Genomic DNA, 19,943 nt, shown 5'->3' with positions numbered 1-19,943 from the left:
CGGCAGCCACCCGCCGAGGACCCGGCCCGGTCGCGCGCACAGTCGCAAGGGTGGCGGAGTTACGGGTGCATGCGGGCGCCCTTGACGGCCTTGTCGACCGCGCCCCGCGCGCCGTGCACCGCGATGCCGACCAGGTCGAGGCCGTCCTTGCCGACGGCCCGTACCGCCGCCCGGTTGTCCCGGTCGTTGCCCGTCGCGAACAGGTCCGAGGTGAAGACGCCCACCGACAGGCCCCGCGACAGCGCCTTGGCGTGCGCGGCCGTCAGGTTCTCCTTCGTACCCTCGAAGACCATCACGGGCTGGCGGAACATCGGCAGGTACGCGGTGTCGTCGGCGTCCGCGTACGGTTCGCCGATCACCTCGGGCACGGTCGTGCCCAGACCGCTGACCAGGAAGGCGGTCACGTTCAGCCGCTGCCAGGTCTCCAGGTCCTCGCGCAGCAGCACGGCGATCTTGGTGTCGAAGCGGACAGGGGCGGGGCCGGGGGCCGGGGCGGTGTCGACGTCAGGGGTGGTGGCGGCAGCGGGGTTCTCGTCGTTTCTCATGCTTCGAGACTCGCTCGTCGGCGTCTGCCCGGTCTTGTACGTTCCTAGCGTGAGCCCCGCAGCATCCCGGCCCCGTCCGCCGCAGGAAGTCACCGCCTGGCAGCCGCCGGTCGCCGGTGTCGTCGAGGTGTTCCACGCCCACTTCACCGAGCACGCCTACCCCATGCACGTGCACGACGCCTGGACCCTGCTGATCGTCGACGACGGGGCGGTCCGCTACGACCTGGACCGCTTTGAGCGCGGCACCCCCGGCGACACCGTGAGCCTGCTCCCGCCGCACGTCCCGCACAACGGCTCACCCGCCACCGCGCAGGGGTTCCGCAAGCGCGTTCTCTATCTGGACTCGACGCATCTCGACGACAGCCTGATCGGCGCGGCAGTGGACGGGCCCGACCTGGCCGATCCTCAACTCCGCACCCGCGTTGGCCAGTTGCACACCGCCCTCAGCCACCCCGGCGACGCCTTCGAGGCCGAGAGCCGGCTCGCCCTCATCGGCGAACGGCTCCGCACCCATCTGCGCCCCCGCCTCCTCCTCCCGCGGTCCGAGCCCGACCACCGGGTCGCCCAGGACCTCCGTGAGCTCCTCGACGCCCGCCTGCACGAGGGCATCACCCTGGACGAGGCCGCCCGCCTGGTGCACGCTCATCCCACCCATCTCGTACGGGCGTTCAGTGGCGCGTACGGGATCGCCCCGCACCAGTACCTGATGTCCCGCCGCATCGACCACGCCCGCCGGCTGCTCCTCGACGGGCGGCCGGCGGGTGAAGTGGCGACGGCCGTCGGTTTCTACGACCAGTCGCACCTGACCCGGCACTTCAAGAAGGTGGTGGGCACGACTCCGGGGCGGTACGCGACTGCGGGGCGGTACGCGACTCCGGGGCGATACGCGACTGCGGGGCGGTACGCGACGCGCCCGCGCGCAGTCCGTCCATGACGAGGTCCAGGAGCCGGGCGGCGCGCGGCTGCCAGTCGCCGCAGGGGTCGATCTGCCAGAGGCCCGCGACGGCGAGGAGGAGGTCGTCGGCGCTCACGCCGGGGCGGATGGTCCCCACCTGTTCGCTGGCGCGCAGCAGCAGGTCGGCGGCGTCGGTGATTTGAGTGTGCGCCGGTTTCGCCGGGCCGCCGGGCGCGCTGGTCACCTGGCGGATCGCCTCGGCGAGGCCCGCCTTGGTCATCGCGAACAGTGCGAGCCGGTCCATCCACTCCCGCAGTGCCTCGTCCGGCCGGCGGGTGGCGAGCAACTGGCTCGCGCAGTCCGCGACTTGGCGCATCTCGTGGCGGAAGACCTCCAGTACCAGTGCTTCCCGGTTGGGGAAGTTGCGGTAGAAGGTGCCCTGGCCCACGCCCGCCTTCCGGGCGATGGCGCTCAGCGGTGCGTCGGCGGCGCGGGTCAGTTCGGTCAGCGCCACTTCCAGGATGCGCTCGCGGTTGCGCTGCGCGTCGACCCGAACGGGCACGGCCCTCTTCTCGTCCACTCGCCCTCCTCGTGGGGTCGCCGACGCACCCGGCCTTGTTAAGCGGACAATTGTCCGGTACGTTTCCCGTACTTCAGTAACGGACAGCTGTCCGGTTGAGTCCACTCTAACTGCCGGCGCGAAGGAAGACCGACCATGGCCTTATCCGCATCCGCATCCATATCAGCACCCACCTCCAGTGTCATCGTTCTGAACGTCAACGGCGAGAAGCATTCGCTCACCGTCGACCACCGCACCACCCTGCTCGACGCCCTGCGCGAGCGGCTCGACCTCACCGGCACCAAGAAGGGCTGCGACCAGGGGCAGTGCGGCTCCTGCACCGTCCTGATCGACGGTCAACGCTCCCTGACCTGCCTGCAGTTGGCCGTGGCCGCCGAGGGGCGTGAGATCCGCACCGTCGAGGGACTGGCCGAGGGCGGGCAGCTGCATCCGGTGCAGCAGGCCTTCCTCGATCTGGACGGCCTCCAGTGCGGCTACTGCACCCCGGGGCAGATCTGTTCCGCCGTCGCCGTCATCGAGGAGCACGCGGCCGGCTGGCCCAGCGCGGCCACCGAGGACGTGCGGCCCCAGGACGTACCACCGCCGCTCACCGGTGACGAGATCCGCGAACGGATGAGCGGCAACCTGTGCCGCTGCGGGGCGTACGCGGCGATCGTCCAGGCGGTCGCGCGAGCGGCCGATGCCCGGGGGCACACGGCCGAGGCCCGGGGACACACGGCCGATGCCCGGGAAGGCGCGGCCGGCAACTCCAAGGAGGCTGCGGCATGAGGGAGTTCGGATATCAGCGCGCGTACGACGTGCCAGGAGCGCTCGCGCTCCTCGACGCCGATCCCGAGGCCCGCTTCCTCGGCGGCGGCACCAATCTCGTCGACCTGATGAAGTCCGGTGTGGAGCGGCCCGCCCGCCTGGTGGACCTGCGCGACCTTCCACTGGACCGCATCGAGACCGCGGCGGACGGCACTCTGCACATCGGCGCCACCGTCACCAACAGTGACCTCGCGGCCCACCCCGAAGTCCGCCTCCGCTACCCGGCGTTGACGCAGGCCGTACTGGCCGGGGCCTCCGGGCAGCTGCGCAACATGGCCACGGTCGGCGGGAACCTCCTCCAGCGCACCCGCTGCGGTTACTTCACCGATGTCGCGCGGCCCTGCAACAAACGCTCACCCGGCACCGGCTGCCCCGCCCTGACCGGCGAGCACCACAACGCCGCGATCCTCGGAGCCTCCGGCCACTGCGTCGCCGTGCACCCCTCCGACCTGGCCGTCGCGCTCGCCGCCTTCGACGCGGTGGTTTCGTACGAAACCACCGACGGCCTGGGCGAGTTGACGCTGGCAGACTTCTATCTGCCGGTGGGCGACACCCCGCACCGGGAGACAGCTCTGCCGCCCGGCGCGCTGATCACCTCCATCGCCCTGCCGCCCGCACCGGTGGCCGCCGCCTCCCGCTACCGGAAGGTGCGCGAGCGCGCCTCGTACGCCTTCGCGATCGGTTCGGTCGCCGCCGCGCTCGACGTCGAGGCGGGTGTCGTACGGGACGTGCGCCTCGCTCTCGGCGCGGTCGCCTCGCGGCCGTGGCGGGCCCTCGCGGCGGAGCAGGTGCTCAGGGGTGCACCGGCGGACGCCGACACCTTCGCAGCCGCCGCGGACGCCGAACTCGCCGCCGCTTCGCCGCTTGAGCACAACGGGTACAAGGTGACCCTCGTCCGCAATCTCGTGGTCGCCGTGCTCACCGAACTCGCCGAGGAGGCCGCCCGATGACCAGTACCACCACCTCCCTGAAGGGCTCCGTCGGCACCCCGCACTCACGGGTGGAGGGGTACGACAAGGTCACCGGGGCCGCCCGCTACTCCGCGGAGATCCCCTTCGATCAACTCGCCCACGGCTGGCTGGCGTTGTCCACGGTGACGCGCGGCCGCATCCTCGCGGTGGAGGACGGGCCCGTCCTCGCCATGCCCGGTGTGCTCGCGGTGCTGCACCACGGGAACGCCCCGCGGCTGGACACCAGCCACTCGGCGTTCATGGGACTGACGCCCGATCCCGCGGTCGCACTCTTCCAGAACGACCGGGTGCCGTACGCGGGCTGGCCGGTGGCGCTGGTCGTGGCCGAGACGTCCGAGCAGGCGCGGGAGGCCGCCGAGTCGCTCGTGGTCCGCTACGCCGAGGAACCGCACGACGTGGCGTTCTCCGCAGGCCGCGCGGGGGCGGTCACGGCGACGGGCGTCCCGCACGCCGCGGCGGTGACCGAGAAGGGTGACCTGACGGCCGAACTCGCCGCGTCCGCCGTGGTCGTGGACGCCGAGTACACCACGCCCGAGGAGCACCACAACTCGATGGAGCCGCACGCGGCGACGGCGCGCTGGGAGGACGGGCGGCTCGAAGTCGTCGACTCCAACCAGGGCGCCGGGTGGGTGAGGGGCGACCTCGCGAACCTCTTCTCGCTCGATCCGGCCTCGGTGCACGTGCGCTCCGAGCACATCGGCGGCGGCTTCGGCTCCAAGGGCCCGCGGGCCAACCAGGTGGCCGCGGTGATGGCCGCGACGCTCCTCCAGCGCCCGGTACGCGTGGTGCTGACCCGGCGTCAGATGTTCACGCTGGCCGGCTACCGCAGCCCCACCGCCCAGCGGGTCAGGCTCGGTGCGGAACCCGACGGGCGGCTGCGCGCACTGGAGCACACCGCGCTGAACGTCACTTCCACGGTGTCGGAGTTCCTGGAGCCGAGCGCCACGCCGGGACGGGTGCTGTACGACGCCCCGGCGCACCGCACCGCCCATCAGGTCGTACCGCTCGACGTGCCCAGCCCGACGTTCATGCGCGCCCCGGGCGAGGCGCCCGGGTCGTTCGCGCTGGAGAGCGCGTTCGACGAGCTGGCGGAGAAGTGCGGCGTCGACCCGATCGACCTGCGCGCCCGCAATGACACCGACCGGGGGCCCGTGTCGGGCCTGCCGTTCGCGGGGCGTCGACTGCTCGACTGCTTCCGGGAGGGCTCGGCCAGGTTCGGCTGGGCGGACCGCGACCCCCGCCCGGGGCGGCGTCGCGACGGGAGGTGGCTGCTGGGCACGGGCACGGCGGCGGCCTCCTTCGCCGCCGGGGCCATGCCGTCGACGGCGGCGATCACGGCCGAGCCCGACGGCCGCTTCACTGTTCGGATCACCGCGGCGGACATCGGGACGGGCGCGCGGACCGCGCTCACCCTGATCGCCGCCGACGCCCTGGAGACCCGGCCGGAGCGGGTCCGCGTCCTGATCGGGGACAGCGACTTCGGTCCCGCGATGGTCGCGGGCGGCTCGGCGGGCACCCGCTCCTGGGCCTGGGCGATCACCGCCGCCGCCCAGGAGCTGCGCACCCTGCTCGCGCCCGGCGCCGACATCCCGCCGGAGGGCGTCACCGTGCGCTCGGACACGACGCAGGCGATCATGGCGCTGCCGCAGCGTGAACGGCACTCCTTCGGCGCGCAGTTCGCGGAGGTGGCAGTCGACGTCGCCACCGGCGAGGTGCGGGTGCGCCGGATGCTCGGCGTCTTCGCCGCGGGCCGGATCGTCAACCCGCTGACCGCCCGCAACCAGCTGACCGGCGGAATGGTCTGGGGCATCTCCATGGCCCTGCACGAAGAGGCGGTACGGGACCGGGCCTCGGGCGCCCTCGTCGGCGCCGACCTGGCCGGCTACCACGTCGCGTCCCACGCGGACGTCCCGCACGTCGAGGCCCACTGGCTCCCCGACGACCAGGACGAGGACGACCCGGTGGGGATCAAGGGCATCGGCGAGATCGGCATCGTCGGCGCGGCGGCGGCGATCGCCAACGCGGTCTGGCACGCGACCGGCGTACGCCACCGCCATCTGCCGATCCGGCCCGACCGCGTGCTGTCGGCCGAACCGAGGGCCGAACGTGCTTGACATTGCAGGGCAGTTGGCGCACTGGATCGAAGAGGGGCGCGACTTCGCGGTCGCCACCGTGGTCGAAGTGAGCGGCAGCGCGCCGCGCGAACCCGGTGCGGCTCTCGCCGTCGACGCGGCAGGCCAGGCGATCGGCTCGGTCTCCGGCGGGTGCGTGGAAGGCGCGGTGTACGCACTGTGCCAACAGGCCCTCGCCGACGGCGGCCCGGCCGTCGAACGGTTCGGCTACAGCGACGACGACGGCTTCGCCGTTGGCCTGACCTGCGGCGGAACCGTGGAGGTGCTGGTCACGCCGGTCGGTGTCGGCGCGCCCGCCAGGCCCGTGATCGCCTCCGCCCTGACGGCGTTCGCCGAAGGCGGGTCGGCGGCGCTCGTACGGGTGGTGCGCGGACCGCGGGAACTCCTGGGCGCGGCGCTGCTGGTGCGCTCCGACGGCTCGTACGAGGGAACTCTCGGCGGCGCCGCGCAGTTGGACCGCATCGCGCGGGACGAGGCCGGAGCGCTGCTGGGTCTCGGCCGTACGGGCACCGTCGACGTTTCCGCCGACGGGTCCCACTGCCCCGGCGGGGTGACTCTGTTCGTGGAGTGCCGGGTGGAGCCGCCCCGGATGATCGTCTTCGGTGCGGTCGACTTCGCGGCGGCACTCGTGCGCACGGGCAGTTTCCTGGGCTTCCACGTGACGGTGTGCGACGCCCGGCCGGTGTTCGCCACCCGGGCCCGCTTCCCCGAGGCGGACGAGGTCGTCGTCGACTGGCCCCACCGCTATCTGAGCCGCACGGCCACCGACGCGCGCACCGTGCTGTGCGTGCTCACGCACGACGCCAAGTTCGACGTGCCCCTCCTGGAGGCGGCCCTGCGGATGCCGGTGGCGTACGTCGGCGCGATGGGATCGCGCCGCACCCATGAGGACCGTCTGCACAGGCTGCGCGAAGCCGGCCTGACCGAACGCGAGTTGGCCCGCCTCCGCTCACCGATCGGCCTCGACCTCGGCGCCCGTACGCCGGAGGAGACCGCGCTGTCGATCGCGGCGGAGATCGTCGCGACCCGGTACGGCGGCACGGGCCTGCCACTGACCGGCACCAGGACGCCGCTGCACGGTACCGGCCGGTCGACGGGCACGGCCGCGCCCCGTGGTCGTGCGCCAACGGCCGCCGCCTTCCCGGGAGTTACCGGCTCCGCAGCGTCCGTTCCCTGACGGGCCCCGACAGGCAGCTCGCGCACCCTGCACCGGTGGCTGAGGGCGGCCACCGGCACCACCCCGCTCCAGACTTCCTCAAGCAGTTCGGAGTGCCCCCGGGCGACTACCGCCGGGCCTTTCCGCGCGGGCGGTGACGGCTCACGCGGGTACCGAATCGGCCTTCGCTCCGCTCGCCGCCGCTGCATGCTGCTTCTCGTCGGCCGTTGCCAGCCAGAAGTACACGGGCGGCAGGGCGAGTTCGATCACCAGGAGGACGATCTGGAACGAGTGCGGCTGTCCTGCGGTGGCGAGCGACAGCAGTCGGCCCGCCGCGCCCAGGAGGAAGATCGCGGCCAGGGCGCGTACGGCGGCCGCCGGTACGGGGCTCTGCCGGGCCGCCCACAGCCAGGCGAGGCCGTATCCGGCGAAGATCGCGCCGAAGAAGCGGCCCAGGCTGTCGATCGTCGGGCCTGCGGATTCCCCGCCGGGGATCGCGGCGTTGCCAGCGACGATGTGCAGGACGCCGATCGCCACGCAGGAGAAGCCCATGATGCGTGCGAGCACTTTGAGAGCGGTGGACATGATGCAACCCCCGTTGTCCGGCGCCCTGTTGGCGCTTGGTTGACGTGTGTCCACTAAGGTAGCGGGGGTAAGTAGACGTGTGTCAAGTAAGGTGGTGCCGTGCCTTCCCGAACCCCTGGTGCTTCCCGAGGCCCCGGTGCTGCGGGCGCCGCGCGCGTACCTCGCAAACGGCTCTCCCCCGACGACCGCCGGGCCCAGCTGCTCTCCGTCGGCGCGCGGCTCTTCGCCGCGCACGCCTACGACGACGTCCTGATGGAGAACGTCGCGGAGGCGGCCGGGGTGTCGCGTGCGCTGCTCTACCGCCACTTCGCCAGCAAGCGCGATCTGTTCGTGGCGATCTACCAGCAGGTGGCGGACAGCCTGCTCGCGCAGTCGCGGTTCGATCCGGCCGACACCCTGCAGGAGCAGCTCGTCGAGGGGCTGGACGCCCACATCGCGTACTTCGCGGACCACCGCAACACCGTGATCGCGGCGAACCGCGTCCTGGCCGGCGACCGGCTCGTCCAGACCGTCATCGCGAACGAACTCGACGCGCTGCGCGAGCGGTTGCTCGACGCCTCCCACGTCACGGACCCGGGGCTCAGAGCGGCGATGTCGGCGGTCGTGAAGGCGTGGCTGGTCTTCGTACAGGTGCTGTGCGTGGACTGGCTGGAGCACGAGACGTGCACGCGGACGGAGTTGCGCGACGTGGCCATCGGGGCGCTGACGGGCTCGCTTGAGCCACTGCTCAAGGCGTACGGGAAGGAGTGAACGCCGACTGAATGGCGACTGAACACCGGCTGGCCGAGACAACCTGATCGCTATCCGGAACATCTCCTCTCACAAGGCCCGCCGATGCCGGAGCGGGTCTGTGAACGAGGAGCTGACGCATGGCCCGACACTCCAGCCGTACGAAACGCAGCCGAGGGCGCCGTGGGCGCCGCCTGCTGCGCGATGTCCGTGGGCTTCGCGGGCTGCGCGGGCTGCGCGGCCTCCGTCGGTTCCGTGTCGACTACCCCCGCCGGGGGAAGAGCAACTGGCGCCGCTGGGTCCCCTCGCGCCTTCAGGTGTTGAGCGGGTTCCTGGTCGGTTTCGGTGCGCTGGTCGGGCTGTTCGCCTTCGTGTACGCGTCCGTCGACATCCCGGAGGAGAACGCCGAGGCACGCCGGCAGGGCACCGTCTACTACTGGGCCGACGGCACCCAGATGGTGAGCGTGGGCTCGGTCAACCGGCAGAACGTCACCCTCGCCGACATACCCGATTCGATGGAGCACGCGGTCATCGCCGCCGAGAACGAGACCTTCTACTCCGACCCGGGAGTATCGGCGAAGGGGATCGCCCGCGCCGTCGTCAGCATCGTCAAGGGCGGTGACACCCAGGGCGGGTCCACCATCACCCAGCAGTACGCGAAGAACACCTACCTCAGCCAGGAGCAGTCGGCCACCCGGAAGTTCCGGGAGTTCTTCATCGCGCTGAAGCTGAACAACACGAAGAGCAAGGAGGAGATCCTCCAGGGATATCTGAACACCAGCTGGTTCGGCCGCGGCGCGAACGGCATCCAGGCGGCGGCGCACGCGTACTACGGAATCCCCGCGAAGGACCTCGATCCCAGCCAGACGGCGCTGCTCGCGGCCCTGCTCAAGGGGGCCGAGGAGTACGACCCGGCAGGCGGCGGCGGCAACCACGCACGCGCCGTCGAGCGCTGGAAGTGGATCCTCGACCGGCAGGTGGAGACCGGCTCGATGACGAAGACCGAGCGGGCCAGGTACCAGGAGTTCCCCGAGCCGAAGAAGGCCGTCAAGCCGACCAGCCTCGGCGGCCAGACCGGCTATCTCGTCGACATCGCCAACAAGTACATCAAGAAGCGCTCGGGCCTCACCGACAAGGAACTCGCCCAGGGCGGCTACCGGGTGCGCACCACCTTCGAAAAGTCCAGGGTGCAGCAGCTGGAGCGGGCCGTACGGAGCGTGCGGGAGCGCGACCTCGACCCCAAGAAGCGCGAGGCGGACAAGTACGTGGAGGTGGGCGCCGCCTCCGTGCGGGCCGACGGGGCCGTGGTCGCGGTGTACGGCGGAGCCGACGCGGTCACCCACTTCGTCAACAACGCCGACACCGCGGGCGTCCCCGTCGGCTCGGCCTTCAAGCCCTTCGTGCTGGCCGCGGGCCTTCAGCACGGCGAAGGGGTCACCCTGGAGAGCGGCTTCGACACCGCGGGGCGCCTGGTGAAGGTCTCCGTGGGCGGGATACCCGTCGCCGAGCCCGGCGTCGGTGGCGGCCAGGTGGTGGCGGGCGCGAAGCCGACGACCTTCTACGACGCACTGCGCACCCAGGCGAACGCCCCCATCGCACAGCTCGGCAAGCACATCGGGATGCAGAAGGTGAAGGACTTCGCTGTCGAGGCCGGGCTGCACGAGAAGAGCCTGGCCCGCCCGGACAAGTCCTTCCCCCTCGGTACGTCCACCCCGAGCGCGGTCAGGATGGCGGACGCGTACACCGCCTTCACCAACCGGGGGATGCGGGCCGAGCCCTACTCGGTGACCCGGATGACCCGGGACGGCGAGTCGGTCGAAGGATTCGACAAGCCCGAGCCGCAGCGCGCGATGGACGCCTCGGTGGCGGACAGCGTGGACTCCGCGCTGAGCGCGGTGGCCTGGGAGGCGATGAGGGAGGACCGGAGGGCCGACGCGTTCGCCAGGCCGGTGGGCAGCCGCATCTCCGCGGGTACCACCGGCAAGGACGACCGGATGAAGTCGGCCTGGTTCATCGGCACCACCGAGGGGCTGACCACGGCCGTCACGATGTTCCGCAGCAAGCCGGGCACCCCTCAACTGCTGGGAATGCAGGACGTGGGCGGAACCGGTGCGGGGCGCGGCAATGTCTTCCCGCTGCGGATCTGGAGCACGTACGCCACCGGGAAGTAGACCGCTTCCCCCGTACGGTCACGGGCCCTGGCGCAGCGTGCGCATACGGACGTACGCGTACACGCACCCGGCCAGCGCGAGGTCGGACAGCAGCATGAAGCCGATCGAGTACGAGTCCTTGGCGCTGTAGATGGCACCCATGAGCAGCGGCGGTACGAATCCGCCGAGGCCGCCCATCGCGCCGACGATGCCGGTGACGCTGCCCACCTGGGACTGCGGTGTGACCTGCGAGACGAGGGCGAAGACGCTGCCGCCCGCGGCGCCGAGTCCGGCCGCCATCGCGAGCAGGGCGATCGTCCCGACCGGGCCCAGCGCGGGGTCGAAGGCCTGGACGACGGCGAAGACGGCCACGACGGCCAGCGCGCCGGCGGTGACGACGGCCGGGTGGAGACGGTCCGACAGCCGGCCGCCGAGGGGCCGGAACAGGACGGTGACCAGGGCGAACCCGGCGGCCTTGGTGCCCGCGTCGGTCGGCGACAGCTCGTACCAGGTCTTGAGGTACGTCGGCAGGTAGACGCCGAACGCGACGACGCCGCCGAACCCGATCGCGTACAGCGCGGACAGCTCCCACGTCACGCGCAGAGCGCCCGCCTGCCGCAGCCGGGAGGAGAGCGACGCGACGGGCACGGCCCGGCCGGGCCGGTCCTTGATCAGGACGGTCGCCAGCGCCGCGTACGCGGCGAGCGCGACCGCGACGACGACGAAGGGGAGGTTCTCGCCGTGCGCGGCGATGCGCGGCGTGAAGTACCCGGACAGCGCGACACCGCCCGTCCCCATGCCGAACACACCGAGAGCGAAGCCCCGCCTGGCGGGCGGGAACCAGGAGTTGACCAGCGGCACACCGATCGCGAACGTCGTGCCGCCGAGCCCGAGCAGGAAGCCGACCAGCAGCATCAGGGCGTAACTGTCCCTGGCGGGAATCAGCAGCAGCACCGGGACGATGGTGAGCGCGGAGACCAGCGGCAGCATCAGCTTCGCCCCGTACCGGTCGGTGAGCGCACCCGCGGGAATCCGCCCCACCGACCCCACCAGCACCGGAGTCGCGACAAGCAGCGACTGCTGGAACGAGCTGAGGCCGAGCCGCTCCTTGTACCCGATGGCCAGCGGCGCGATCAGGTCCCAGGCCCAGAACGTGAGCGTGAACCCGACCGTCGCCACGAGCAGATTGCGGTACGCGGCGGCCGGCGGCTTCTGACCGGTGTCCTCGGTGTCCTCGGTGTGCATACCGCCAGTCAAGACACCGAACGGGACCGGGGCGCGGGGGACTGGGCCGTACGCAGTACCGCACCCCGGCCGCCGCTGTCCCTGCCGCTGTCCCCGCCGCTATCCCTGCGGCTGTCCCTGTGCGACGTGCTCGCCGGCCGACTCCAGTGCCAGGTCCAGGCGCACCGGACGGTCCTCGCCGTGGTGGGTGGCGGCCGAGGCGCGCGGGGCGTGGCCCGCCGCCGTCGCCGCGAGGACGTACGGGCCGCCGGACGGCACCGCGAGCGAGTAGTGGCCGTCGGCGTCCGTCCGGGCGGCGCCCGCCTGGCGGCCGCGCCGGTCGATCAGCGTCACCTTGGCGTGGGCGACGGGTGCGCCCGCCGGGTCCAGGACCCGGCCGCGGAACGCCGCCAGTGACTCCTCGGCACGCGCCAGGAGCGCGTCCTCCTCGCTGCTCGCCCGCAGCTGTACGTGCTGCTGCACGACGGTCACGCGCCGCTTGGGCAGGCACAGGGCGAGCGCCAGGCCCACCACGACCGCGGCCGTGGCGATCAGGAAGGAGATGCGGAAGCCGTGCATCGTCGGGATCGCGACGCCGCCCACGTGGTGCGCCGTGTTGGCCAGCACCATGCCGATGACCGCCGACGACACGGAGGTGCCGATCGAGCGCATCAGGGTGTTGAGGCCGTTGGCCGCGCCCGTCTCGGACGGGTCGACCGCACCGATGATGAGCGCGGGCAGCGAGGAGTAGGCGAGGCCGATGCCCGCGCCGACGACCACCGAGATCACGATGGTCTGCCAGGCGGCGCTCATCAGTCCGAGCCCGCCGCCGTAACCGATCGCGATGATCAGCATGCCCAGGATCAGCGTGACCTTCGGGCCGAACCGCGCCGACAGCCGCGCGTACACGGGCGCGGTGAACATCATCGTCAGACCGAGCGGCGCGACGCACAGCCCGGCGACGACCATCGACTGGCCGAGGCCGTAGCCGGTGGCGGACGGCAGCTGGAGCAGCTGGGGGAGCACCAGGGAGATCGCGTAGAAGGCGACACCGACCATGATCGAGGCGAGGTTGGTGAGCAGCACCTCGCGGCGGACGGTGGTGCGCAGGTCGACCAGCGGAGCCTTCTTGCGCAGCTCCATCACGCCCCAGGCGATGAACACCACGACCGCCGCACCGAACAGACCCAGGGTGGTGGAGCTGCCCCAGCCCCAGTCACTGCCCTTGGTGACCGGCAGCAGGAGCAGCACAAGGCCGAGCGCGAGCCCGAGCGCGCCCGCGACGTCGAAGCTGCCCCTGGCGCGCAGCGGGCTCTCCGGTACGACGACGAGCGTCAGGACGATCGACAGGACCCCGAGGCCGGCCGCGCCGAAGAACAGCATGTGCCAGTCGGCGTGCTGGGCGACGAGCGCGGCGAGCGGCAGGGCGAGACCGCCGCCCACGCCGATGGAGGAGGACATCAGCGCCATGGCCGAGCCGAGCTTCTCGGCCGGCAGCATGTCGCGCATCAGACCGATGCCGAGCGGAATGGCACCCATCGCGAAGCCCTGCAGCACACGGCCCGCGATCATCACGAGGAGTTGGTCGGTGAACCCGCATATCAGCGAGCCCACCACCATGATCGCGAGGCTGGTGATCAGCATCCGGCGCTTGCCCGCGAGGTCACCGAGACGACCCATGATCGGAGTGGACACCGCACCGGCGAGCAGGGTCGCGGTCATCACCCAGGTGGCGTTCGAGGGTGAGGTGCTCAGCAGCTCGGGCAGGTCCTTGATCACCGGCACGAGCAGCGTCTGCATGACCGCGACGACGATGCCGGCGAAGGCAAGTACGGGGACGACGCCGCCTGTTCGGCGAGTGCTGGTCGTCGGCTGAGACATTACGGAGGGCCTCCGGAAGGCGGCATAAGGGTGCGGGCAAGTTACGTGTAACCCGAACCTGTTTCCCGGGGCGACTATTCCGATGATCGCCGTACGAGCCGAATCCTTGACCTACTCATTGCACGGCTACTCGCCCAGCCACCGTGCGATGCTGCGCCCGTAGCTGTCCAGGGAGCGTTCGACGGTGCCTCGGTCCTTCGAGGGCAACAGCGTGAGGGCCCGGGTGACCCCCGCCTCCGCGCACTGTTCGAGCGCCTTCGGGTCGTGCGGCAGCCCGGCCAGCACCACCGGGAGCGGGCCGCGCCCCGCCTCCTCGGCGCGGGAACGCAGTTCGGCCACCCGGCGCAGGGTGCGCAGGAAGGTCTCGTGGTTCCCGTAGTCCGGCAGCCAGCCGTCCCCGTAGGTGAGCACCCGGTCGAGGACGGTCGGGCCCATGCCGCCGATCAGGACGGGCGGGTGGGGCCGCTGCACGGGTTTGGGCCACGACCACATCCGCTCGAAGGAGACGTGCTTGCCGTGGAAGGCGGCCTCGTCCTGCTGCCAGATCGTCCTGATCGCTTCGACGTGCTCCTTCATCCGGGCGAACCGGCGCGCCGGGTCCACCCCGTGATGGATCATCTCCTGCTCGACCCAGCCCGCCCCCACCCCGAAGTCGACCCGTCCCGAGGAGAGTTGGTCGACCGTGGCGACCGTCTTCGCCAGCACGACGGGGTCGTGCTGGGCGACCAGACAGATCGCGCTGCCCACCCGCAGGCGCTGCGTCGAGGCCGCGGCGGCGGTCGCGGCGACGAAGGGGTCGTACGTGTTGCTGAACTCCGGGGGGAGCTGTGCGGTCTGGGGCGTCACGGGCAGATGGGTGTGCTCGGCGAAGTACAGGGCGCTGTGGCCGCGCTCCTCCACCGTGCGCGCGAGACAGCCGGGCGGCACGGTCGATGCCGTGGCGAAGATGGTGACTCCGGTTTCGATGGGATGACCTCTTCTCGGTTCCGTACGGGGGGGCTGGGACGGGGACGGTGGGGGTGCTGACGATTCAGCGGGCGTCCGGCAGCCCGGCCGTCGTCTCGTTGAGCTTCGCGGCGAGGGCCTTCAGGAGGGAGCCTGCCCGCTTGTCGTCGGGGCCGACCGCGATCAGCCGGTTGGTGACGTACGAGACGCCGACACCGGCACCGGGCCAGGCAAGGTGGGCCGAGCCGCCGCCGCCGTCGTGGCCGAAGGAGTCGCCGTCCGCGCCGGGGCGCGGGGTGGTGCGCAGCCGGAAACCGGCGCCGCCGTACACCATCGGGATGTTGATCAGCTGGTCCACCTTGCGCACGTACTCGCGCCTGGCGTCGTCCGCCACCGCGCGCGAGACCAGCACGTACGGCTCACCGGGCGTGCGCACGGCGTCGGCCGCGAGGATCCCGTACAGGGCGGAGAGCGACCTGGCCGTCCCGAAGACGTTGGCGGCGGGCACCAGACTGGTGCGGCGGCTGCTGCGGTTCCAGATCATCTCCTCGTGCGGGAAGGGGACGGGGTTCTGCCAGATGCGCTGCGTCAGCGCGTCGCCGCTGGTGAAGAAGCCGGTGTACTGGTCGAGGAAGTTCTGGCCGTACTCCAGGCGCGCGACCCGGTGTTCGTGCTCGGCGGGGATGCCGAAGTGGATGTCGAGGCCGTGGGGTCCCGCTATCTCTTCGGCGAAGAACCGGTCGATGCTGCGGCCGTCCACCCGGCGGACGACCTCGGCGACGATCCACCCCATCGTGAACGGGCCGTAGAGGATGCCCTCCGCCCGGCTGTCGCTCTCGGGCGCCTGGCCGGCGAGCAGCTCCGCCATGGCGCGCGGGTCCTGGATGTCGTCCTGGCTGACGGAGGCGCGGATGCCGGGCAGTTGGGCCGTGTACGTGATGACCTGGCGGAGTGTGATGGCGCTCTTGCCCGCGGCGCCGAACTCCGGCCAGTAGTGGGCCACCGGGGCGTCGAGGTCGAGCCGGCCCCGGTCCACCAGGACCAGCAGGGTGATGGCCACGATCCCCTTGCTCGCGGAGAAGATCATCTCCAGGGTGTCGCTCTCCCAGGGCCGTCCGGTCCCGGCATCGGCCGTGCCGCCCCAGATGTCGACGACGGGCGTGCCGTTCACCTGGGCGCAGAACGCGCCGCCGAGCTCGTCCCGCTCCCGGAGGTTGCGGACGAACTCCTCGCGGACGGACTCGAATCCCTCGGCGACGTAACCGTGCACGAGGGAGGCCGGGGTCGCGGTCTGTGCCGGCGGGGAAATGGACATGCGGATGCGCTCCAGGAGAGAAGGAAGAACAGAGAAGGAAGAACGAGAAGGAAGAACAAGGAAGAACAGAGAGGAAGACGCTCGCGCTCTACGGGGCCGGAAGAGGTGTGGTCCGTACCGTCAGACCCACGCGCAGCAGGCCGGGACCGGGGGCGGTGACGGACACGTCGCGCAGATCGGTGACGCGGATCAGGCCCTTCGTCACCGCACCGCTGTACGGGCCGACGACCACCGGCGTGGTGCCCGCGGCGACGGCGGCTTCGAGTCCGGCGGCGGCGTCCTCGAAGACGATGGCCGACACCGGGGCCGTCCCCAGCGTGCGGGCGGCTGCCAGGTAGCCCATGGGGTGCGGCTTTCCCTCGGTGACGTCCTCGGCGCCGACGAGGCAGGCGGGGAGGGGCAGTCCGGCCGCCGTCATGCGGCGTACGGCCAGCTCCCGGCCGGCCGAGGTGACGATCGCCCAGCTCTCGGCGGGCAGGCCGGCAAGCAGTTCCGCCGCGCCGGGGACGGGCACGATGCCGTCCACGTCGTCGATTTCCGCTGCCTCCAGCCGCGCCGTTTCGGCTGCCGCGTCCACACCGGCGGGTGCGTACCGGGCGACGGTTTCCCCGGTGCGCCGGCCGTGCGCCGTCGCCAGGATCTCGTCGGCGTCCAGGCCGTGCCGGTGGGCGAAGTTCCGCCAGGTCCGCTCGACGACGACGGTCGAGTCGACGAGGGTGCCGTCCATGTCGAACAGCAGGGCTTCGGCGGTCAGTTTCACGCGGTGTGCCGGAGCTGTGGTGGGGAGTGTGTCGGTGGTGATGCTCATGATGTTCCTTCGGTGGGGTGGCGGAGAATTCCTGCGTGGCGCCGGCTCCATGCGATGTCGGCGGCCAAGGGGTCTGTGGCCAAGGGGTCTGTGGCCACGAGGTCTGTGGCCATGAGGTCTGTGCTCCCGGGACCGGCGGGCGGCCGGCCCGCCGGGCTCCCCCGGTGGTCCGTTTCCACGACCAGCGTTCCCACGGGCACCGCATACGAGGCGAGCGCGGTCAGGGTTTCGGTCAGCCGGCCGTCGCCCCCGCCCAACGGCACGCCGCCGCCCTCTCCCCGCAGCCCGTCCTTCAGATGGACCTGGCCGCAGATCCAGGGGGCGTTGACGCGGATCAGCTCGGGCACGTCCACCCCGGCGGCGCGCGGGTTGTAGGTGTCGAGCAGCAGCCGGAAGGCGGGCGACGCGACCGCTTCGACGAGGTCGCGGGAGTCCGTGGGGGAGAGGGCGTTCTCGCTCGCCAGGAGCAGGTTCCGGTCCGCCGCCTCCCGCGCGGCCCAGGCCAGCACGGTCGCGGTCCGGCGCAGGTCGGATGCGCTGTCGATGGCACTGCGGCGGAAGCTCGGCACGAAGACCAGCGGCACGCCGAGCGCGGTGGCCGTGTCCAGGAGCCGGAGCAGCGTCGTACGGACGAGGTCCGCCGGGGCGCTGCCTTCCGGCGCGGTCAGGCCGATGTCGTTGAGCAGGTTCCCGGAGAGCGCTGCGAGCTCCACGCCGGTGGCCTCGGCGGTCTCCCGCAGGGCCGCGACCGAACCGGGTGCGTCGAGCCAGTCGGCCCGGCCGGGGCCGCCCAGGTCGAGCTGGACGGCGTCCGCGCCGGTACGGGCTGCCAGCTCGACGGCGGCCTTCCCGGCCACGGGCAGCCGCCAGTCCGCGAGGGCGATGCGCGGAGCGGGAGGGGCGTCGGCGGTGGTGGCGGACGGCTCCGGCAGGATCACGACGCGGTCCGGCGGCTCTGGGAGACCGGTGCCTCGTCGCCGACCGGCCGCCACTTTCCCCCACCGTCGACGACCAGGCTGGCGCCGTGCTGTTCTGTGCTCGCGTTGAGCGCCAACTCGGTTGCCACCGCGCCGAATTGGGCGGGCTGCATGTAGTCGCTGTAGTCGAAGCCGCCCGGCCTGCGCCGCCGGATCCCGGGGCTGTCGACCATGCCCGCCGGAAGCACCTGCACGATGCGGACGTCGTCCGGGTCCTGCTCCTGGGCCACGGAGTTCAGCAACGCGGCTCCCGCCGCCTTGGTGGCGGCGTAACCGGACCGTCCTGGCCCGGCGTTGAAGACCACCTCGGAGGACACGCCCAGGAACAGCCCGGCCTCCGAGGTACGGCGGAGCGCCGGAAGGGCGGCGGCGAGCGTCAGCCAGAGCCCGTGCAGATTGACGTCCACCTGTCGGCGCCACTCGTCCTCGGGTGCGTCACCGAAGAGCGCGCGGCGGTCGCCGTAGTGGACCGCCGAGAAACAGGCCAGCCGCAGGTCGCCCTCGGTGGCCGCCGCCAACTGCCGCTGGGCGGCGGCCCGGTCGGTGAGGTCGAGCGGAGCCCAGCGCAGCGCCTCGGCGCCGGGGCCCGTGGGCTCGGAGCGGCTGAGCACCAGGACGTCGGCCCCGGCGTGCGCCCAGGCGTCGGCGATGCCGCGGCCGATGCCGGTGGAACCGCCGACCACTACGGCCGGACGGCCCGAGAGCGGAAGGGGGAGGGGGGTCGGCATCAGTTCTCCGTGGTGGTGTGCGAAGGGGTGGTGTGCGAAGGGGCGGTGTGCGAAGGGAGGGCGTGGGCGCGAGCGGTGTGGGAGGGAACGGTGGGAGTGGGCCGGGGGTCCGGTGCGAGGCGCACCGCGAGTTTGACGAGGCGTCTGCCGTCGAACACGCGGTTTCGGTCCTGCGCCAGGCGGCTCAGCAGCGGGGCCGCCTCCTCGATGCCGACGCAGTGGGTGACCAGGTCCCGGTAACGGTCGGGCGCGCGGCACAATTCGGCTGCCGCGTCCCGCAGATGGGAGTTCCCGACGCCCCGGTGACCGATCAGCCGCACCTGGCCGCCGGTCCCGGTACGGGCGTGCACCCAGCGGGCGGGATCGGGCAGTCCGGCGCAGTTGGCCGCGCGGACGGCGTTCAGGTCGATGCCCGGCAGCAGCGGGGTCGTGGCGAGCGGCGGCAGCCCGCCGAGCACGTCGACGGTGGTGTCCTCGCCGGCGAAGGTCACCGCCTCCTCCAGACAGGCCCGCGTCGCGTCGCGAGGCGTGGCGAGGAGGACCGCCGTCGGACCTTCCGCCGAGACCGCGCGCAGGGTACGGGTGCGGTCGGGCCCCTGTGCGAGGAGGAGGTCCGCCCGCGCGGAGCGGGCGGCGCTCCACTCCAGGCCCTGCCCGGTGTGGTGCACCAGTACGGTGCGCACTTCGGCCCCGAGCCAGTGGCGGGCCGCCCGGACCGCGAGGTGCCCGACCGTGCCGTCCCCGTACACGAGCAGCGTGCGCGGCCGGAAGGCGGCCAGGGTGGCGAGCGCGTAGCGCACCACCGCGAGCGGTTCGAGGAGCGCGGCCAGTTCGGATTCCGGTGCTTGCGGCAGCGGGATGACCTGGCCGTCGCGTACCGCGTGCGCCGGGATGAGCGTCTGCTCCTGCCAGAGGCCGTCGACGTTGTGGCCCAGCAGGAAGGACGGGTCGGTGGGGTGGGTGGGGTTGACGACGACAGGGGTCCCCGGGGCGAACTCGTCGCCGACACCCATGCCCACGGCCGACACCAGGGCGACGCCCTCGTGACCGAGGACGGGAGAGGGGTCGTCCCGCAGCCCGCGCAGCATCTGCAGATCGGTGCCGCACACTCCGGCGATCTGCGTGGCGATACGGATCTCACCCGGTGCGGGCCGCGGCGTGGGACGGCGACGGACGAGGACCCGCTGCCCCTGCCGGACGAGGGCCCGGTGCCCGGACCCGGACCCCGACCAGGACCCCGACCAGGACCCGGACCCGGGCACCGGCCAGGACCCGGACCCGGGCGCCGACCCGGACCTGGACCAGGACCCGGACCCGGGCACCGGCCCGGACCCGGACACCGACCTGGGCCTGGACCCGGACCCGGACGCCGGCCCGGACCCGGACCTGGGCCAGGACCCGGACTCGGGCACCGGCCCGGACTCGGGCACCGGCCCGGACCCGGACGTCGACCCGGACCAGAGCCCCGACCTCGGCCCCGACCCCGACCCGGACCCGGCGGGGGCCGGGCCCTGC

Annotated in this window: 18 protein-coding genes; 7 read left to right on the top strand and 11 right to left on the bottom strand. The window is 72.2% G+C overall.

Annotated elements, in window-relative coordinates; all coding sequences use genetic code 11:
- Positions 1-59: 59 nt before the first annotated feature.
- Positions 60-545 (bottom strand): DUF2000 domain-containing protein, encoded by a 486-nt coding sequence (locus AB0D18_RS19390; protein ID WP_362419585.1) that lies wholly within the window; start codon positions 543-545, stop codon positions 60-62.
- Between AB0D18_RS19390 and AB0D18_RS19385 the strand changes: the two genes are divergently transcribed.
- Complete coding sequence (locus AB0D18_RS19385; protein ID WP_362419582.1) at positions 544-1,479, top strand: AraC family transcriptional regulator; 936 nt, start codon at positions 544-546, stop codon at positions 1,477-1,479. The genes AB0D18_RS19390 and AB0D18_RS19385 overlap by 2 nt on opposite strands.
- Here AB0D18_RS19385 and AB0D18_RS19380 read toward each other — a convergent pair.
- Positions 1,361-2,020, bottom strand: a complete 660-nt coding sequence (locus AB0D18_RS19380; protein ID WP_362419580.1) for a TetR/AcrR family transcriptional regulator — start codon at positions 2,018-2,020, stop codon at positions 1,361-1,363. The two genes, AB0D18_RS19385 and AB0D18_RS19380, sit on opposite strands and share 119 nt — an antisense overlap.
- 135 nt (positions 2,021-2,155) lie before the next feature.
- On the opposite strand from AB0D18_RS19380, the gene AB0D18_RS19375 reads away from it, so the two are divergent.
- From AB0D18_RS19375 to AB0D18_RS19360, 4 genes are read left to right on the top strand one after another with little or no spacing between them, the layout of a single operon-like run.
- Positions 2,156-2,788, top strand: coding sequence for a 2Fe-2S iron-sulfur cluster-binding protein (locus AB0D18_RS19375; protein ID WP_362419577.1), 633 nt, complete (start codon positions 2,156-2,158; stop codon positions 2,786-2,788).
- A complete protein-coding gene (locus AB0D18_RS19370; RefSeq protein WP_362419574.1) occupies positions 2,785-3,777 on the top strand; it encodes a xanthine dehydrogenase family protein subunit M in 993 nt (330 codons plus the stop codon). The genes AB0D18_RS19375 and AB0D18_RS19370 overlap by 4 nt, the downstream gene beginning before the upstream one ends.
- The gene (locus AB0D18_RS19365; protein ID WP_362419571.1) at positions 3,774-5,912 is read left to right on the top strand and encodes a xanthine dehydrogenase family protein molybdopterin-binding subunit; all 2,139 of its coding nucleotides are present in this window, start codon (positions 3,774-3,776) and stop codon (positions 5,910-5,912) included. Before AB0D18_RS19370 ends, AB0D18_RS19365 begins: the two co-directional genes overlap by 4 nt.
- Positions 5,905-7,107, top strand: a complete 1,203-nt coding sequence (locus AB0D18_RS19360; RefSeq protein ID WP_362419568.1) for an XdhC/CoxI family protein — start codon at positions 5,905-5,907, stop codon at positions 7,105-7,107. The genes AB0D18_RS19365 and AB0D18_RS19360 overlap by 8 nt, the downstream gene beginning before the upstream one ends.
- A gap of 141 nt (positions 7,108-7,248) precedes the next feature.
- Here the strand turns inward: AB0D18_RS19360 and AB0D18_RS19355 are convergent, their stop codons facing one another.
- Positions 7,249-7,671 carry a DUF4345 domain-containing protein gene (locus tag AB0D18_RS19355; protein WP_362419564.1) on the bottom strand — a complete coding sequence of 141 codons (423 nt, stop codon included), beginning with the start codon at positions 7,669-7,671 and terminating at the stop codon, positions 7,249-7,251.
- Positions 7,672-7,770: 99 nt separating this feature from the next.
- Here AB0D18_RS19355 and AB0D18_RS19350 point away from each other — a divergent pair, with 99 nt between their 5' ends.
- Together AB0D18_RS19350 and AB0D18_RS19345 are read left to right on the top strand one after the other, a co-directional pair.
- Positions 7,771-8,421: a TetR/AcrR family transcriptional regulator gene (locus AB0D18_RS19350; protein ID WP_362419561.1), complete on the top strand. Its 651-nt coding sequence runs from the start codon at positions 7,771-7,773 to the stop codon at positions 8,419-8,421.
- 119 nt (positions 8,422-8,540) lie between these two features.
- Positions 8,541-10,571 carry a transglycosylase domain-containing protein gene (locus AB0D18_RS19345; protein ID WP_362419558.1) on the top strand — a complete coding sequence of 677 codons (2,031 nt, stop codon included), beginning with the start codon at positions 8,541-8,543 and terminating at the stop codon, positions 10,569-10,571.
- Between the two features lie 18 nt (positions 10,572-10,589).
- Here AB0D18_RS19345 and AB0D18_RS19340 read toward each other — a convergent pair whose 3' ends face one another.
- The 8 genes from AB0D18_RS19340 to AB0D18_RS19305 form a co-directional block, all read right to left on the bottom strand.
- Positions 10,590-11,795: an MFS transporter gene (locus AB0D18_RS19340; RefSeq protein ID WP_362419555.1), complete on the bottom strand. Its 1,206-nt coding sequence runs from the start codon at positions 11,793-11,795 to the stop codon at positions 10,590-10,592.
- A 99-nt stretch (positions 11,796-11,894) separates the two neighbouring features.
- A complete protein-coding gene (locus AB0D18_RS19335; protein WP_362419552.1) occupies positions 11,895-13,655 on the bottom strand; it encodes an MFS transporter in 1,761 nt (586 codons plus the stop codon).
- Positions 13,656-13,781: 126 nt separating this feature from the next.
- Positions 13,782-14,582 (bottom strand): LLM class F420-dependent oxidoreductase, encoded by an 801-nt coding sequence (locus AB0D18_RS19330; protein ID WP_362419549.1) that lies wholly within the window; start codon positions 14,580-14,582, stop codon positions 13,782-13,784.
- 103 nt (positions 14,583-14,685) lie between these two features.
- A complete protein-coding gene (locus AB0D18_RS19325) occupies positions 14,686-15,915 on the bottom strand; it encodes a serine hydrolase domain-containing protein (RefSeq protein WP_362419546.1) in 1,230 nt (409 codons plus the stop codon).
- Positions 15,916-16,003: 88 nt separating this feature from the next.
- Positions 16,004-16,723, bottom strand: coding sequence for an HAD-IA family hydrolase (locus AB0D18_RS19320; RefSeq protein WP_362419543.1), 720 nt, complete (start codon positions 16,721-16,723; stop codon positions 16,004-16,006).
- A complete protein-coding gene (locus tag AB0D18_RS19315; protein WP_362419540.1) occupies positions 16,720-17,661 on the bottom strand; it encodes a TIM barrel protein in 942 nt (313 codons plus the stop codon). The genes AB0D18_RS19320 and AB0D18_RS19315 overlap by 4 nt, the downstream gene beginning before the upstream one ends.
- Positions 17,658-18,428: an SDR family NAD(P)-dependent oxidoreductase gene (locus AB0D18_RS19310; RefSeq protein WP_362419537.1), complete on the bottom strand. Its 771-nt coding sequence runs from the start codon at positions 18,426-18,428 to the stop codon at positions 17,658-17,660. Before AB0D18_RS19310 ends, AB0D18_RS19315 begins: the two co-directional genes overlap by 4 nt.
- Positions 18,428-19,690 (bottom strand): medium chain dehydrogenase/reductase family protein, encoded by a 1,263-nt coding sequence (locus AB0D18_RS19305; RefSeq protein ID WP_362419535.1) that lies wholly within the window; start codon positions 19,688-19,690, stop codon positions 18,428-18,430. The genes AB0D18_RS19310 and AB0D18_RS19305 overlap by 1 nt, the downstream gene beginning before the upstream one ends.
- Positions 19,691-19,943: the final 253 nt, after the last annotated feature.

Source organism: Streptomyces sp. NPDC048442, from assembly GCF_040651475.1.
GTDB lineage: Bacteria > Actinomycetota > Actinomycetes > Streptomycetales > Streptomycetaceae > Streptomyces.
Note: the sequence above shows the minus strand (reverse complement) of the source record. Positions and strands in the feature narration are given on the sequence as shown.

Excerpts from the sequence above, each read along its gene's own strand:
- AB0D18_RS19385 (WP_362419582.1), top strand. The coding sequence starts at position 544 with ATGCTTCGAGACTCGCTCGTCGGCGTCTGCCCGGTCTTGTACGTTCCT.
- AB0D18_RS19390 (WP_362419585.1), bottom strand. The coding sequence starts at position 545 with ATGAGAAACGACGAGAACCCCGCTGCCGCCACCACCCCTGACGTCGAC.
- AB0D18_RS19375 (WP_362419577.1), top strand. The coding sequence starts at position 2,156 with ATGGCCTTATCCGCATCCGCATCCATATCAGCACCCACCTCCAGTGTC.
- AB0D18_RS19370 (WP_362419574.1), top strand. The coding sequence starts at position 2,785 with ATGAGGGAGTTCGGATATCAGCGCGCGTACGACGTGCCAGGAGCGCTC.
- AB0D18_RS19365 (WP_362419571.1), top strand. The coding sequence starts at position 3,774 with ATGACCAGTACCACCACCTCCCTGAAGGGCTCCGTCGGCACCCCGCAC.
- AB0D18_RS19355 (WP_362419564.1), bottom strand. The coding sequence starts at position 7,671 with ATGTCCACCGCTCTCAAAGTGCTCGCACGCATCATGGGCTTCTCCTGC.
- AB0D18_RS19345 (WP_362419558.1), top strand. The coding sequence starts at position 8,541 with ATGGCCCGACACTCCAGCCGTACGAAACGCAGCCGAGGGCGCCGTGGG.
- AB0D18_RS19340 (WP_362419555.1), bottom strand. The coding sequence starts at position 11,795 with ATGCACACCGAGGACACCGAGGACACCGGTCAGAAGCCGCCGGCCGCC.
- AB0D18_RS19335 (WP_362419552.1), bottom strand. The coding sequence starts at position 13,655 with ATGTCTCAGCCGACGACCAGCACTCGCCGAACAGGCGGCGTCGTCCCC.
- AB0D18_RS19325 (WP_362419546.1), bottom strand. The coding sequence starts at position 15,915 with ATGTCCATTTCCCCGCCGGCACAGACCGCGACCCCGGCCTCCCTCGTG.
- AB0D18_RS19320 (WP_362419543.1), bottom strand. The coding sequence starts at position 16,723 with ATGAGCATCACCACCGACACACTCCCCACCACAGCTCCGGCACACCGC.
- AB0D18_RS19310 (WP_362419537.1), bottom strand. The coding sequence starts at position 18,428 with ATGCCGACCCCCCTCCCCCTTCCGCTCTCGGGCCGTCCGGCCGTAGTG.